Source organism: Microbacterium sp. STRO-2N (genome assembly GCF_057747775.1).
This window is the reverse complement of record NZ_CM173223.1, coordinates 2,886,376-2,900,693: the sequence shown is the minus strand read 5'-3', so window position 1 is coordinate 2,900,693 and position 14,318 is coordinate 2,886,376. Positions and strand designations below refer to the sequence as shown.

General features: G+C 70.3%; 18 protein-coding genes. 14 read left to right on the top strand and 4 right to left on the bottom strand.

The window, feature by feature from the left end; all coding sequences use genetic code 11:
• Window positions 1-9: 9 nt before the first annotated feature.
• The 8 genes from AC3ANN_RS13500 to rplQ all read left to right on the top strand — a co-directional run bounded on the left by AC3ANN_RS13500 (window position 10) and on the right by rplQ (window position 5,742).
• Window positions 10-708: a DsbA family protein gene (locus tag AC3ANN_RS13500; RefSeq protein WP_488337905.1), complete on the top strand. Its 699-nt coding sequence runs from the start codon at window positions 10-12 to the stop codon at window positions 706-708.
• Between the two features lie 100 nt (window positions 709-808).
• A complete protein-coding gene (locus AC3ANN_RS13495; RefSeq protein WP_488337904.1) occupies window positions 809-2,440 on the top strand; it encodes a choice-of-anchor A family protein in 1,632 nt (543 codons plus the stop codon).
• Between the two features lie 199 nt (window positions 2,441-2,639).
• The gene (infA, locus tag AC3ANN_RS13490) at window positions 2,640-2,861 is read left to right on the top strand and encodes a translation initiation factor IF-1 (protein ID WP_005050493.1); all 222 of its coding nucleotides are present in this window, start codon (window positions 2,640-2,642) and stop codon (window positions 2,859-2,861) included.
• Window positions 2,862-2,939: 78 nt separating this feature from the next.
• Window positions 2,940-3,056 (top strand): 50S ribosomal protein L36, encoded by a 117-nt coding sequence (gene rpmJ, locus AC3ANN_RS13485; RefSeq protein WP_005050492.1) that lies wholly within the window; start codon window positions 2,940-2,942, stop codon window positions 3,054-3,056.
• A 146-nt stretch (window positions 3,057-3,202) separates the two neighbouring features.
• On the top strand, window positions 3,203-3,577 hold the full coding sequence (rpsM, locus tag AC3ANN_RS13480; RefSeq protein WP_488337903.1) for a 30S ribosomal protein S13: 375 nt from the start codon (window positions 3,203-3,205) through the stop codon (window positions 3,575-3,577).
• A gap of 32 nt (window positions 3,578-3,609) precedes the next feature.
• Complete coding sequence (gene rpsK, locus AC3ANN_RS13475) at window positions 3,610-4,008, top strand: 30S ribosomal protein S11 (protein ID WP_056117708.1); 399 nt, start codon at window positions 3,610-3,612, stop codon at window positions 4,006-4,008.
• Between the two features lie 126 nt (window positions 4,009-4,134).
• A complete protein-coding gene (locus AC3ANN_RS13470; RefSeq protein ID WP_336398092.1) occupies window positions 4,135-5,124 on the top strand; it encodes a DNA-directed RNA polymerase subunit alpha in 990 nt (329 codons plus the stop codon).
• 42 nt (window positions 5,125-5,166) lie between these two features.
• Window positions 5,167-5,742 (top strand): 50S ribosomal protein L17, encoded by a 576-nt coding sequence (rplQ, locus tag AC3ANN_RS13465; protein ID WP_488337902.1) that lies wholly within the window; start codon window positions 5,167-5,169, stop codon window positions 5,740-5,742.
• Window positions 5,743-5,958: 216 nt separating this feature from the next.
• Here the strand turns inward: rplQ and AC3ANN_RS13460 are convergent, their stop codons facing one another.
• Window positions 5,959-8,007 carry an acyltransferase family protein gene (locus tag AC3ANN_RS13460; RefSeq protein ID WP_488337901.1) on the bottom strand — a complete coding sequence of 683 codons (2,049 nt, stop codon included), beginning with the start codon at window positions 8,005-8,007 and terminating at the stop codon, window positions 5,959-5,961.
• A 137-nt stretch (window positions 8,008-8,144) separates the two neighbouring features.
• Between AC3ANN_RS13460 and AC3ANN_RS13455 the strand changes: the two genes are divergently transcribed.
• Both AC3ANN_RS13455 and truA read left to right on the top strand, forming a co-directional pair.
• Window positions 8,145-8,276 carry a hypothetical protein gene (locus AC3ANN_RS13455; protein ID WP_488337900.1) on the top strand — a complete coding sequence of 44 codons (132 nt, stop codon included), beginning with the start codon at window positions 8,145-8,147 and terminating at the stop codon, window positions 8,274-8,276.
• A gap of 26 nt (window positions 8,277-8,302) precedes the next feature.
• Window positions 8,303-9,160: a tRNA pseudouridine(38-40) synthase TruA gene (gene truA, locus AC3ANN_RS13450; RefSeq protein ID WP_488337899.1), complete on the top strand. Its 858-nt coding sequence runs from the start codon at window positions 8,303-8,305 to the stop codon at window positions 9,158-9,160.
• Here the strand turns inward: truA and AC3ANN_RS13445 are convergent.
• Window positions 9,075-9,524, bottom strand: a complete 450-nt coding sequence (locus tag AC3ANN_RS13445) for a hypothetical protein (RefSeq protein ID WP_488337898.1) — start codon at window positions 9,522-9,524, stop codon at window positions 9,075-9,077. The two genes, truA and AC3ANN_RS13445, sit on opposite strands and share 86 nt — an antisense overlap.
• Window positions 9,525-9,705: 181 nt before the next feature.
• Here AC3ANN_RS13445 and AC3ANN_RS13440 point away from each other — a divergent pair, with 181 nt between their 5' ends.
• Complete coding sequence (locus AC3ANN_RS13440) at window positions 9,706-10,437, top strand: endonuclease/exonuclease/phosphatase family protein (RefSeq protein WP_488337897.1); 732 nt, start codon at window positions 9,706-9,708, stop codon at window positions 10,435-10,437.
• A gap of 106 nt (window positions 10,438-10,543) precedes the next feature.
• Here the strand turns inward: AC3ANN_RS13440 and AC3ANN_RS13435 are convergent, their stop codons facing one another.
• Together AC3ANN_RS13435 and AC3ANN_RS13430 are read right to left on the bottom strand one after the other, a co-directional pair.
• A complete protein-coding gene (locus AC3ANN_RS13435) occupies window positions 10,544-11,383 on the bottom strand; it encodes a hypothetical protein (RefSeq protein WP_488337896.1) in 840 nt (279 codons plus the stop codon).
• A gap of 9 nt (window positions 11,384-11,392) precedes the next feature.
• The gene (locus AC3ANN_RS13430) at window positions 11,393-11,755 is read right to left on the bottom strand and encodes a DUF2127 domain-containing protein (RefSeq protein WP_488337895.1); all 363 of its coding nucleotides are present in this window, start codon (window positions 11,753-11,755) and stop codon (window positions 11,393-11,395) included.
• Window positions 11,756-11,997: 242 nt separating this feature from the next.
• On the opposite strand from AC3ANN_RS13430, the gene rplM reads away from it, so the two are divergent.
• From rplM to glmM, 3 genes are read left to right on the top strand one after another with little or no spacing between them, the layout of a single operon-like run.
• Window positions 11,998-12,444: a 50S ribosomal protein L13 gene (rplM, locus tag AC3ANN_RS13425; RefSeq protein ID WP_488337894.1), complete on the top strand. Its 447-nt coding sequence runs from the start codon at window positions 11,998-12,000 to the stop codon at window positions 12,442-12,444.
• Between the two features lie 25 nt (window positions 12,445-12,469).
• On the top strand, window positions 12,470-12,946 hold the full coding sequence (gene rpsI, locus AC3ANN_RS13420; RefSeq protein WP_488337893.1) for a 30S ribosomal protein S9: 477 nt from the start codon (window positions 12,470-12,472) through the stop codon (window positions 12,944-12,946).
• Between the two features lie 16 nt (window positions 12,947-12,962).
• Complete coding sequence (gene glmM, locus AC3ANN_RS13415) at window positions 12,963-14,318, top strand: phosphoglucosamine mutase (protein ID WP_488337892.1); 1,356 nt, start codon at window positions 12,963-12,965, stop codon at window positions 14,316-14,318.

Here is a 14,318-nt window from a genome sequence, read left to right as displayed (position 1 = left end):
AGGCTCGAGATGGCACAGGGTGCGCGCAAGGTCAACTGGTTCGCGATCTGGGTGACGGCGGGAGTCGTCGTGGCGCTCGCGCTGGTCGTGGTGCTGGTGGTGACGCTGAACAACGCGGGCACCCCGAAGCCGCTCCCGACCGATGTGGTGACTCCCTCGGCGTCGAACATCGACGCCGAGACCGGTGCGATCCTCGTCGGCGACGGCGAGGGCCGTCTCGACACCTACATCGACTTCATGTGCCCGATCTGCAACGACTTCGAGCAGCTCTACGGCCCCGAGATCGAATCCCTGGTCGACGACGGCACCATCACGCTGGGCATCCACCCCATCTCGATCCTCGACCGGCGGTCGCAGGGGACGCAGTTCTCCACGCGCGCCGCGAACGCCGCGTACTGCGTGGCGGCGGAGGATGCCGACGCGTCGCTGCCCTTCCTGCAGGCGATGTTCGCGAACCAGCCCCAGGAGGGCTCGCGCGGTCTGACGAACGGCGAGATCCTCGAGATCGCGGGAAGCGTCGGGGTGACCGGCATCGACTCGTGCGTGAACGACGGCACGTACGCCGGCTATGTCACCGAGATGACCGCCGAGACGCCGGTGCAGCCGGGTTCGCAGGGCATCGGCACGCCGACCGTCGCGGTGAACGGAGAGGTCATCTCGAACAGCCAGCTGCCCGAGCCCGGCCAGCTCGCGACGCTCTTCGAGTAGGCGACGGATGCCGCGGTTCGCGGCGCGCGGCACGTGACGGGTGCGCGGGGCCCCATGCGTCTCCCAGGTACGCGCACAGGCGACTGATACCGTCGGAGGCATGTCTCACCCGAAGAGGCGCTTCTTTCGCGCGCCCGCAACCGCTGCGGTCGCCGCTCTGACCGCCGCATTCCTCGTCCCGTTCGGCGTCCTCGCCGCCGCCCCCGCAGCCGCCGCGACAGGCGAGTGCCCGCCGGGCTTCCTCCCCGGACCGGGCACCCCGGCCGAGAACGACCCGTGGACCGACGACAACGTCGCCGTGTTCGCCGGCGGGGATTTCGTCGCCGACGGGGGAGCGGCCGAGTCCGAGGGCCTCCTCGTCGTGATGGGCGACGCCACGTTCGACAAGGCCGTCGGCGGGCGGTTCAACGTCGGCTGGGTCGGCGTCGGCTCGCAGACCGCGCCCACACCGGGGAGCATCATGCTGGCGGTCGGCGGAGCGCTGTCGGTCGGCGAGACGACGGTGCTCGACGTCGGCTCGGGCGCGGCGGACGCCGGCGGGGATCTGCTGGGCGGCGACGTCCGCGTGGGCGGGACTGCGTCGCCGGTCTTCCCCGCGCCCCAGTACGAGCTCAACAACGGCTCTCTCGAGGCGGGCCTCGGGGCGGAGTCGGTCTCGGCATGGGCGGGCTTCGATGACGCCCTGACGACGAACTCCGCATCGTGGGTGGCGATGGCCGACACGAACCCGGTCGTCGTCTCGGGCGCGCGGGCGACGTTCGCCGGCGACGGCACGAGCGGCATGCAGGTCTTCACCGTGACCGCAGCCCAGCTGAACACGGTCACGGAGGTGTCCTTCACGGGCATCGCCGACGATGCACCGGTCGTCATCAACGTGGTCGGCGACCAGCCGATCACGTTCAGCCCGAACTACTTCGAGAACGACGGCCTTCGGGCCGACGACATGTCGTCGGCGCTGTTCGGCATGGTCGCGCAGCGCACGATGTGGAACTTCGCCGACACGACGAGCGTGACCTTCGGCGGCACCAGCCAGTTCCTCGGCTCAGTGCTGGCGCCGCACGCGGACTTCGGCATCACCGCCAGCATGAACGGCCGCGTATACGCCGGCGGCGACATCTTCATGAACGGCGACGGCAACGAGCTGCACAACTACCCGTGGCTCGCCCCGGGCGCGTTCGCCTGCATCGCGGACTCGCAGACCGGTTCGTTCGAGATCGTCAAGACGGTGTCGGGCGACGATGCCCCAGGCGTCGCGTTCAGCGGCGAGTGGGCATGCTTCGTGGACGGTGCCGAAGCCGTCAGCGGCACATGGTCGGTGCGCGCCGGTGAGACCGCGGGACCCTTCGACGCGCCCGTCGGCGCGGAGTGCTCCGTCACCGAGACGGGACCGGCCGACACCGACGAAGGCACGTGGGCGACGCCGGTCATCACCGGCGCTCCGGCCGTGATCACGGGCCAGTCGGCGGATGACCCGATCACGGTGACCGTCGCGAACACCTGGGTGCCGTCCGGCGTCGAGCCCGGACCGACACCGACACCGACTCCGACTCCGACGCCCACCCCGACACCGTCGCCGACCGCGCCGGCCCCCGCACCGGCGGGCCCGGACGCGGGCGGCCTCGCCGTCACCGGCAGCACCGTTCCGTGGTGGGTCGTCGCCCTCGGCAGCGGACTCCTCCTGGCGGGCGGCGCGGCCGTCGTCGTGACCCTGGTGCGTCGTCGGCGGCCCTGACGCATCGCCGACGGATGCCGCGGGCCGGGCTGCACTCCCGCCCGCGGCATCACGGGGCACGGGCCTCTGCCGAGCATTTGCCGAGGCATCCGTTATCACGTATGCTTGATCTTTGGTGCGTTGCGCCTTCATTGGCGTGTCGCAGCACCGAACCCCATCCACCGCAGACCGACCGGTCGGCACAACTGTAAGCGAGCGTATGGCGAAGAAAGACGGTGTCATCGAGATCGAGGGCGTCGTGTCGGAGGCACTGCCCAACGCGATGTTCCGCGTTGAGCTCACCAACGGACACAAGGTGCTCGCAACGATCTCGGGCAAGATGCGGCAGAACTACATCCGCATCATCCCGGAGGACCGCGTCGTCGTGGAGCTCTCGCCCTACGACCTCACGCGTGGCCGAATCGTCTACCGCTACCGCTAGGCCGGTCGAGAAGTAACGCCCCAGGCGAGCCCGGAAGGGCCGCGTCTGCCCGGCGAAGACAGCGAAACAGGAATCATCATGAAGGTCAACCCCTCCGTCAAGCCCATCTGCGACCACTGCAAGGTCATCCGCCGCCACGGTCGCGTGATGGTCATCTGCAAGTCGAACCCGCGTCACAAGCAGCGCCAGGGCTGAACGGATGCCGCGCACGGCGCGGCCCGCGAACTCACAACTCAATACATCTACAGGCAGCATCAGAACCTCTCCGGAGGGGACACCTCGGGGCGGAGGCCCGGGCACCGATGCTGCTCCACACCTCCACTCACTCCTAGGAGAGCCGCATGGCACGTCTTGCCGGCGTCGACATCCCGCGCGACAAGCGCGTGGTGATCGCCCTTACCTACATCTACGGCGTTGGCCGTACCCGCTCGAACGAGATCCTCAAGGCGACGGAGATCGACGAGAACGTCCGCGTCAAGGACCTCACCGACGACCAGCTCGTCGCGCTCCGCGACTACATCGAAGGCAACTACAAGGTCGAGGGTGATCTCCGCCGCGAGGTGGCCGCCGACATCCGCCGCAAGGTCGAGATCGGCTCCTACGAGGGTCTGCGTCACCGCCGCGGCCTCCCGGTGCGCGGTCAGCGCACGAAGACGAACGCCCGCACCCGCAAGGGCCCGAAGCGCACCGTCGCCGGCAAGAAGAAGGCGCGCTAAGGCGCGGCCCCCAGGTTTAGGAGAACACGCACATGGCACAGGCCAAGACCGCCGCGCGCAAGCCGCGCCGCAAGGAGAAGAAGAACATCGCGCTGGGCCAGGCCCACATCAAGTCGACGTTCAACAACACGATCGTCTCGATCACCGACCCGTCGGGCGCCGTCATCAGCTGGGCATCCTCGGGTGGCGTGGGCTTCAAGGGCTCGCGCAAGTCGACGCCGTACGCCGCCGGCATGGCCGCGGAGTCCGCTGCCCGCCAGGCGCAGGAGCACGGCGTCAAGAAGGTCGACGTGTTCGTGAAGGGTCCGGGCTCGGGCCGCGAGACGGCGATCCGCTCGCTGCAGGCCGCCGGCCTCGAGGTCGGCTCGATCCAGGACGTGACGCCCCAGGCTCACAACGGCTGCCGTCCCCCCAAGCGCCGCCGCGTCTGACATCCCTTTTCCGCGGATGCCGGAGCCCCGCCCGCGCGGTGGCTCCGGCATCCCACGAGCAAAACTCAACACACCTCACTCACCGCACGTGTCATATAGCGGGCACGTGATCGAAAGGAACACATAGTGCTCATCGCACAGCGTCCCACTCTGACCGAGGAGAAGGTCGGGGAGTTCCGCAGCCGTTTCGTCATCGAGCCGCTGGAGCCCGGCTTCGGCTACACGATCGGCAACGCGCTGCGTCGCAGCCTCCTGTCCTCGATCCCCGGCGCGGCCGTCACGTCGATCCGTATCGACGGCGTCCTCCACGAGTTCAGCACCATCCCGGGTGTGAAGGAGGATGTCACCGAGATCATCCTCAACATCAAGCAGCTCGTCGTCTCGAGCGAGCGCGACGAGCCCATCACGGCGTACCTGCGCAAGACCGGCGCCGGTGAGGTCACCGCCGCCGACATCTCGGCGCCCGCCGGTGTCGAGGTGCACAACCCCGAGCTGGTCATCGCGACCCTCAACGACACCGCGAAGTTCGAGCTCGAGCTCACGATCGAGCGTGGCCGCGGCTACGTGTCGGCGACGCAGAACCGCAACGAGTACGCCGAGGCCGGCCAGATCCCGGTCGACTCGATCTACTCGCCGGTGCTCAAGGTCTCGTACCGCGTGGAGGCCACGCGTGCAGGTGAGCGCACCGACTTCGACAAGCTCGTGCTGGATGTCGAGACCAAGTCGTCGATCGCCCCGCGCGACGCCGTCGCGTCGGCCGGTCGCACGCTGACCGAGCTCTTCGGCCTGGCTCGCGAGCTCAACGTCGAGGCCGAGGGCATCGAGATCGGCCCGGCTCCGGTCGAGACGGTCCTGTCGAACGAGCTGTCGATGCCGATCGAGGACCTCGACCTGTCGGTCCGCTCGTACAACTGCCTCAAGCGCGAGGGCATCAACACCGTGTCGGAGCTCGTGGCCCTGTCGGAGACGCAGCTCATGAACATCCGCAACTTCGGTCAGAAGTCGGTCGACGAGGTGCGCGACAAGCTCGTCTCGCTCGGCCTGTCGCTGAAGGACTCGGTCCCCGGGTTCGACGGCGCGCACTTCTACGGCGGCTACGACGACGAGACCGTCTGAGCCCGTCTCCCCCCGACCGAATTCATCCTGGAGTAACTGAGAATGCCCAAGCCCACGAAGGGTCCCCGCCTCGGAGGCGGTCCCGCCCACGAGCGTCTGCTGCTTGCGAACCTCGCGGCCGCGCTGTTCACGCACAAGTCGATCAAGACGACCGAGACCAAGGCCAAGCGCCTGCGTCCGCTCGCCGAGCGCCTCATCACGTTCGCGAAGCGCGGCGACCTGCACGCGCGCCGTCGCGTGCTGTCGGTCATCGGTGACAAGGAAGTCGTGCACGTCCTGTTCACCGAGATCGCGCCGCTGGTCGCCGACCGTGAGGGCGGCTACACCCGCATCACGAAGGTCGGCAACCGCAAGGGCGACAACGCGCCCATGGCCGTGATCGAGCTCGTCCTCGAGCCCGTCACCAAGAAGCCGTCGGCCAAGAAGGCTGCCGCCAAGGCCGATGCCGCGCCCGCGGCCGCCGCTCCGGCTGAGGCCGAGGAGGCTCCGGCCGACGAGACCGCTGCGGACGAGACCGCCGCCGACGACACCGCAGCCGAGGCCGGCGCGGAGTCGCAGGAGGAGGGCGCCGCCGCCGAGGCTGCTGCCGAGGAGGCCGTCGAGGAGAAGTCCGAGTAATCGGATCACGCCGGGCCTCGCCACCCGGCACCCTTGCACCGCGAGACCCGCGGCCCTTCGGGGCCGCGGGTCTCGCTGCGTCTGGGCTGACGTCGGTGCGGACGAAAACACCAGTCCGTCACGCGACACGCCGCGGCGAGGCATCCGTCACCGGCGTGTCGCCGTGACCGACTGGTGTTTTCGCGGCGGGACCGGGGTGAGGGTGCGCCGAGTCCGCTACTCCAGGTCGACCTGGAAGTACGCCTGGACGTCGCGGAGGAGCTGAGCGCGGCGCTCCTTGCGCTCGTGCGCGAGCTGGTCGACGGCGGCCGAGACCGTCTCGGCGAAGATCCGCCCGCCCGCCGCGCCGGGGTGGACCTGATCGCCCGCGAGCAGGTCGAGCCGCGGCGAGATCGCCGCGGACCAGTCCGCGATGCCGACGTTCGGGTAGGCGTCGGCGAATGCCTGCAGGTCGGCGTTGACCCCGGGGATCCAGTCGCGTGGCGCATATGCGTTGACGAGTATGAGGTCGCGGTCAGGGCCCACCGCGGCGACCATGCGGTCGAGGGACTCGCGGTTTACCGGCCCGTTCGTGCCGAGGGCGACGACGACGTGCGGCCGCAGGCGGCCTGCCTGCGCGAACGACTCCAGGATGCCGGGGCCTGCCCAGATCGATCGTGACACCTCGGCGTCGACATCGATACCCGGCAGCCGCTCGAGCAGCCCCGCCGCCGACGCCAGCATGACGGAGTCGCCGACGGCCGTGATCTGATCTCCGGGGACATGTGTCGGGGCGGCGGGCACGGCATCCGTCGCCAGCGCAGGCGGCCCCACGGGCACGGTCGGCACAGGCGTCGGTGCGGGAGAGGCGCTCGCCCGGCGCTTGGCCTCCTCGAGTGCCGCGCGGCCCTCGGCGACGACGGATGCTCCGCTGGACTCCTCGGGGGCTGCCGCGAGGGCGGCGCCGGTCCCTGCGAGCATCAGCACGCCGGCGACGGCTGCGCCCAGTGTGCGCAGGCGGGAACGGGGGCCCGACCGGAGCCGCGCGAAGAGGGTGCGCGCGGATGCCCGGAACCCGAGCCGGCGCACCGGCATCTCGATGAACCGATACGAGAACGCGGATGCCGCGATCGTCGCCGCGAGCACGCAGAGTCCGATCCACAGCGGCACGCCCGCGATGGTCCCGGTGCCCTGGTATGCCGCGACGGCGAGCACCAGCAACGGCCAGTGCCACAGGTAGATGGCGTACGAGCGGTCGCCCACCCACCGCAGGGGTGCGACATCGATGCCGCGGCCGAACCACGATCCCGGCCACACGCCGGCGACGATCGCGACAGCGGTGAGGACGCTCGCCCCGAGGAGGACGCCCGGGAACGTGGCCGCGTCGTCGGTCGGCGTCAGCGAGGCGAGGGCGACGATCCAGATGACGGCCAGGACTCCCGCGGCGCCCGTCACGTGGCGCGCCACCGCGGTGTCGACCCAGTGCGGTCGCGTCGCCGCGGGCCTGGGGGCCGACGGCGGCAACACGATATGCCAGCCCGGGGCGAGGTCTATTCCCCCGGGGACATGGACCATCTCGGGCACGTGCGCAGCAGCGGGGCGTGTCAGCAGCCGCATGAGCAGGAACGCCAGCGCGACTCCGAGCAGCAGCCCGAACGCGTGCGTGTCGGTGCCGAAGTACGCCCGCGTGAGATCGTCGCCGCGAGAGATCGCCGCGCCCATCCACACCGCGGACGCGGTCGCGAGCACCACGGCGGCAGCGACGCGCAGCCACGTGCGCGGCAGGAACAGGAGGAGTGGGAGCACGATCGGCCACACCACGTAGAACTGCTCCTCGACCGCGAGCGACCAGAAGTTGCGGAACAACTCGGGTGTGGCCGCGGCGAAGTACCCGCCGCCCCCCGCGATCGACAGCCAGTTGTAGCTGAACGTCGCGACACCGGCGATCTGCGCCCCCAGCCGGACGAGCACATCGCCGCCGACGAGCCAGGCGAGCGTCGAGCACACCGCGACGACGGCGACAAGGGCAGGCAGGAGCCGGCGCGCACGCCGCACCCAGAAGCTGCCGAGCCGGATCCGGCCGGTGGCATCGTGCTCCCGCAGCAGCAGGCTCGTGATGAGGAACCCGCTGATGACGAAGAAGACGTCGACGCCGATGAACCCTCCGGGCAGAAGCGCGGGCGGGAAGAGGTGGTAGACCACGACGAGCGTCACCGCGATCGCGCGCATGCCGTCGAGCCCGTGCAGGCGGGCTGAGGGGCGATTCGAGGGCACGGTCGACGTCATGGACTCACGGGTGGGGGGAGTTCGCCATTGTACGCGGGACCGTCTGCGGGATCACTCGGGGCGCCGCCGCCTCTATCCCGTCGACGCTTCCCGGCGCGGCTCTTGGGCCGGCCTCGGCGCGCCGAGGCGAATGGGGATTGCTGCTGTCGGTCAGCGTGCTGTCGGCCCGGGAGATGGTGCACGAGAGCGAGAACCGCGTGCGCCGCGCGTGCGGAGCGCTTCACGCCGTCGTTCAGCAGGTGCCGCTCGGCCGCCGCGTGCTCGGCTGACACACCGCCTCGATTAGGGTGGGGGCGTGCGGATCCGGCTCGACATCGCGTATGACGGCACGCACTTCCGCGGGTGGGCCCGCCAGCCGGGACTTCGCACCGTGCAGGAGACGGTCGAGTCGGCGCTGGGTCGAGTCCTCGGCGGCGAGCCGCGTCTCGTCGTCGCCGGGCGGACCGACGCCGGCGTCCATGCCAGCGGGCAGGTCGCGCACGTCGATCTCGACGACGGCCAGCGCGAACGCCTGCTGTCGCGTCGCGGGCGAGGCGGGGACGTGGGGACCGTCGCCGACCGGGTGGCGGCGCTCGCCGCGCGCCTCACCGGTGTCGTCGGCGCGTACTCCGACGTCGCCGTGACCGCGACTCGAGAGGCGCCCGAGGGATTCGACGCGCGGTTTTCCGCCGTGTGGCGGCGCTACGAGTACCGCATCGCGGACCAGGTGAGCGGGTACGACCCCCTCGAACGCCATCGCACCACGACGGTGCGGGCATCCCTGGACGAGCGGGCGATGGATGCCGCGGCCCGCGCCCTGATCGGGCTTCACGACTTCGCCGCCTACTGCAAGCCCCGCGAAGAGGCGACCACGATCCGCACGCTGCTCGAGTTCGACTGGCGTCGCGACGGCCTCGGCGTGCTGGTCGCGAACGTCAAGGCGGACGCGTTCTGCCACAGCATGGTCCGCGCCCTCGTGGGCGCGTGCGTCGCCGTCGGCGAGGGGCGGCTGGACGCCGAGGACGTCGTCGACATCCGCGACGCGCGTGAGAGGGTGCCCGAGGTCAAGGTCCTCGCGGCGCGCGGGCTCACGCTGACCGAGGTCGGGTACCCCGCAGACGAACTGCTGGCGCGGCGCGCCGAGCAGACGCGAGCGCGGCGCGACCTCGAGTAGCACCGCGTCGCGCCGAGCCGGCGAGCTCGACCAGCGCCTGCGCGAGTGCGTTCGACGACGCGGCGTCCGACTCGAACGCCTCCGCGACGACCACGGCGGCGCGCTCGAACTCGCGGGCACGATCGACGACGGCGCGTCGCTCTGCGACGACGCGATCGGCGGCGGCGTACTCGGCGCGCAGTCGCGCCCGCTCGTCCTCGTCGACGCCGGGGCGCTGGGCGGTGCGCTCGAGCGCGTCGGCCGCACGGGAGCGCGCCACGACGCTGCGACGCAGCTCGTGTTCGGCGGTGGTCCGGGCGGCGCGACTCGCGTCGAGAGCGTCGGCGAGCTCGATGCGCGCGGCTGCGGCGGTGGATGCGGCCATGGGGTCCTCCTGTGTCTCGGGCCGGCCCTGGTTCGGGTGCCGTGCGGGCGGCTACCACTCCAGAGCCGCGGCATCCGTTTTTCGTACATCGCCGTGGATCATCGATGCTCCCTGTGAGGTCGCGATGCGGATACCCCGAGGTCACCCGCCGTAAATGGGGGCGGAATAGGCTGACGGTGACATGAAGGTCATCTCGTACAACCTCCGCAAGCACCGTGCCGCCGGCGAGCTGGTGCACCTCGTCGAGCGCTACGGCGCCGACGTGCTGTGCCTGCAGGAGGTGGACACGACCGACATCCCCCACGAGATCTCGGGGTTGCGGCTCGCCGAGTCGACGCAGAACAACCGGCTCGGTCTCGCCGTGTACTACCGCGAGAACACGTACCGTGCGGTCGGGATCCGGGCGCTCGCACTGAAGAAGTCGCTCCACGACCGGGTGCTGAAGCCCGCGGAGGAGCGGATGCTGGGGGTCCGGCTGCATGACATCGACGAGAACCTCGATCTCATCGTCGCGTCATTCCACGCCGCGCCGCTCACCGCGCTGAACTCGCTGCGGCGCCACCAGATCCGCACCGCGCTCGCCGAGCTGCAGCAGCTCGGCGAGGGTCTGCCGGCGCTCATGGTCGGCGACTACAACTACCCGGTCTTCAAGGAGCGCCTCGGCCAGCACGTGCGGGACCAGGGCTACGAGCTCAACCTCAGCGATTCGCGCACCTACACGCGGTACCGCTTCTTCAGGGGTCACTACGACTTCGCGACCTCCGTCGGGTTCGAGATCGACCGGGTACGGACCCTCCCGCAAGGCCTCAGCGACCACCTGCCGATCCTGGTGACCGCGCGCCCGGTGTCCGGTGTGAAGCGCATGGTCGAGGCGCCCACCGGGGTCGCGGAGCGCCGTACGGGCGCCGCCTGAGCCGGCTGCTGTCCGGCTGACCGACGCCGCAGGGGTCGGCGGGACACCCGGGTGGTACCGGCGCGAGAGACCCGGCGGTTGCGCGGAGGCGACCGGCCGGTGGTGCTCACACGAGGGTCGGGTCGGCGTCGTCCCACTTCTCGATGCCCTGCACCACCCAGAACGCGAAGAAGAGCACGAGGGCCGATGCCTCGACCACGAGCACCAGCGGGAACCCGAGGTCGCCGGCGACCGGGATCAGCGCGAGGTACGCGATCAGCACGAGGACGAGCCCCGCCGCGATCGCGACGTAGAGCACGCGGAAGACGAGGGGTGGCGGAGCGCCGCGCCGCGGGAACGCGTTGCGCACCGCCACCGCCGCGAACAGCGCGAAGAACACGACGGTCGCGACGAAGTGCGCCAGCTCCAGGAACGCGTCGCGCGCGAACGTCCAGGTGAGCGCGACGGCAAGCAGCACGGCGACGGCGACCGTCAGCGACAGTCCGATCGCGGCGAGGGCGCTCTCACGCAGGGCGACGAGCAGGAGCGCGACCGCGACGGTGAGCGCGCCCACCACGAGGTATGTCACCACGCCGTTCGCGGCATCCGTCACGAAGGCGGGAGGGAAGCAGCGCCGCGCGCACGGCACGTCGACGCCCGGCACGGCACCCGGTGAGAGGGTCGTCGGAACCAGGGCGATGAGCGGCGCGAAGAGGGCGGCCGCGTCGAGCAGCGCGCGCTCGGCCCCGCGGCCCGACAGGGCCACGAGAGCCAGCGACGCCGCGACGAGTGCGCCCACGAACGCGTTGCGCGCGGGCGTGTAGAAGTAGTCGCTCACCGAGGTGAGCAAGCCGACGGATGCCGCGGCCACCGCCACCGAGACGAAGATGACCACGACCGTGCCCGCGATGCCGATGCGCAGGTAGCGGTACGTGCGCGCGAGCGAAGTCGAGGCCGGAGCATCCACGGCGGGCCGCTACGACCCGAAGTACTGCCGTGCGGCGCGCGTGTAGAGCAGGATGAGGCCGATGATCGACAGCGCCGAGCCGGCGATCGCCGACCACAGGCTCTCGCCGTTGAACATCCCCACCACCTCGAGGACGATGTTGATCACGAACACGATCGTCGCGATCGTGCGGGCGGTGGGATTGCCCCGCCACAGACCGACCCCGACGATGAGTGTGATGACGCCGATGACCAGGCTGATCCATCCGAGGATCGCGGGCCACGTGACGAACACGCCCGCGATGATCACGAAGACCGAGCCGATGACCTGCAGAAATCCGGACAGCCACGCGATGATCGCGACGAGAGTCACACCGAGCGGGCGTTGTGCCATGGATCCGTTCCCCTCTTCACGGCATCGCTGGTGACGCCGGTTGCCCTCACGATAGCGAGTGCCGGCGCCCATTTGGCTGAGGCATCCGGGTGACGTAGTATTGATCTTTGGTGTGCGGCTCTGCTGACCCGGCACCACGAACGTGAGCCCTCCACTGGCGTGTTTCTCCGCATCTCGTGCGGGAAACCACCCCGGAGTGGGATTCACGAACCTCTCCGTTCGATCAAGAAAGCAGCACTACTGTGACGCGCACTTACACCCCCAAGGCTGGCGAAGCCCAGCGCGAATGGCTGGTCATCGACGCGACCGACGTCGTCCTCGGCCGTCTCGCCTCCCACGCCGCCGCACTCCTCCGTGGCAAGCACAAGGCCACCTTCGCGCCCCACGTCGACATGGGTGACTTCGTCATCATCGTCAACGCCGAGAAGGTCGCCCTCACCGGCCAGAAGCTCGAGCAGAAGAAGGCCTACCGCCACTCGGGCTACCCGGGCGGCCTGAAGTCGGTCACCTACTCGGAGCTCCTCGAGAAGAACCCCGTCCGCGCCGTCGAGAAGGCCGTCCGCGGCATGCTCCCCAAGAACACCCTGGGCCGCGACCAGCTGTCGAAGCTGAAGGTGTACGCCGGTGCCGAGCACCCGCACGCCGCGCAGAAGCCCACCGCGTACGTTTTCGACCAGGTCGCCCAGTAAGCGCCGCACAGAACAGGACACACTCGTGGCGAACATCGAAGAAACCCCCACCAGCTACTCGACCGAGACCCAGGTCGACGAGACCGTGACCCCCGCCGAGCGCCCCGTGCTCTCGGTGTCGGGTGCGGCCGTCGGCCGCCGCAAGCAGGCGATCGCCCGCGTGCGCGTCGTCCCGGGCTCGGGCACGATCACGGTCAACGGCCGTGCGTTCGAGGACTACTTCCCGAACAAGCTCCACCAGCAGCTCATCACCGACCCCTTCACGGTGCTGAACCTCACCGGCGCGTACGACGTCATCGTCCGCATCTCGGGTGGCGGCCCCTCGGGCCAGGCCGGCGCGCTGCGCCTCGGCATCGCCCGTGCGCTGAACGAGATCGACGCCGAGAACAACCGCCCGACCCTCAAGAAGGCCGGCTTCCTCTCGCGCGACGCCCGCGTCATCGAGCGCAAGAAGGCGGGTCTCAAGAAGGCCCGCAAGGCGCCTCAGTACTCGAAGCGCTGATCGGCGCACCTTCCGTATGCCGCTCTTTGGCACGGACGGGGTGAGGGGGCTGGCCAACGGCCCCCTCACCGCCGATCTCGCACTGTCCCTGGCCCAGGCGACCGCCGTCGTCCTGGGCCAGGGCCGTACTGCCGAGGCGCGTCGCGCCGCCGGCAAGCGCCTCACCGCCGTCGTCGCGCGCGATCCGCGCGTGTCGGGCGAGTTCCTGTCCGCAGCGGTCGAGGCCGGCCTCGCCTCGTCGGGCGTCGACGTGATGGACGCCGGCGTGCTGCCGACGCCCGCCGCCGCGTTCCTGATCGCCGACACCGACGCCGACTTCGGCGTCATGGTCTCGGCATCCCACAATCCCGCCCCCGACAACGGCATCAAGATCTTCGCCCGCGGCGGCGTCAAGCTGCCCGACATCGTCGAGCAGCGCATCGAGAGCGCGATGTCGGGCGAGAAGCTGCTGCCGACGGGCGCCGACGTCGGCCGCATCCGCCGCTTCGCGGACGCCGAGGACCGGTACGTCGTGCACCTGCTCGGGTCGCTGCCTCACCGCCTCGACGGGCTGCATGTCGTCATCGACTGCGCCCACGGTGCGGCATCCGGCGTCTCTCCCGAGACGTTCCGCGACGCCGGCGCCCGCGTCACCGTGATCGGCGCCGACCCCGACGGGCTCAACATCAACGACGGCGTGGGATCGACGCACCTCGACGTGCTCGCGAAGGCCGTCGTCGCCCACGGCGCGGACGTCGGCATCGCCCACGACGGCGACGCCGACCGATGCCTCGCGATCGACGCGAACGGCAAGGTCGTCGACGGCGACCAGATCATGGCGATCCTCGCGCTCTCGATGAAGCAGCGCGGCCTGCTCAAGGACGACACGCTCGTCGCGACGGTCATGAGCAACCTCGGCCTGCACCGCGCGATGGACGCGCACGGCATCCGCGTCGAGACGACCGCGGTCGGCGACCGCTACGTGCTCGAGCGCATGACCGAGGGCGGCTTCTCGCTCGGCGGCGAGCAGTCCGGCCACGTCATCATGAGCCGCTACGCCACCACCGGCGACGGCCTGCTCACGGGCCTGCACCTGGTCGCCGAGATGGCGCGGACCGGCAAGACGCTCGCCGAGCTGGCCTCCGTGATGACGGTGTACCCGCAGATCCTCGTGAACGTGCGCGGCGTGGACAGGTCGCGCGTCGGCGACGATGTCGTTCAGGATGCCGTCGCCCGCCACACCGCGGAGCTCGGGCTGTCGGGGCGTGTGCTCCTGCGTCCGTCGGGCACCGAGGAGATGGTGCGCGTCATGGTCGAAGCCGGATCCGAGGACGACGCCCGCCGGCACGCCGAGGCTCTCGCTGACGTCGTACGCGAGCGCCTGGCGCTGTAA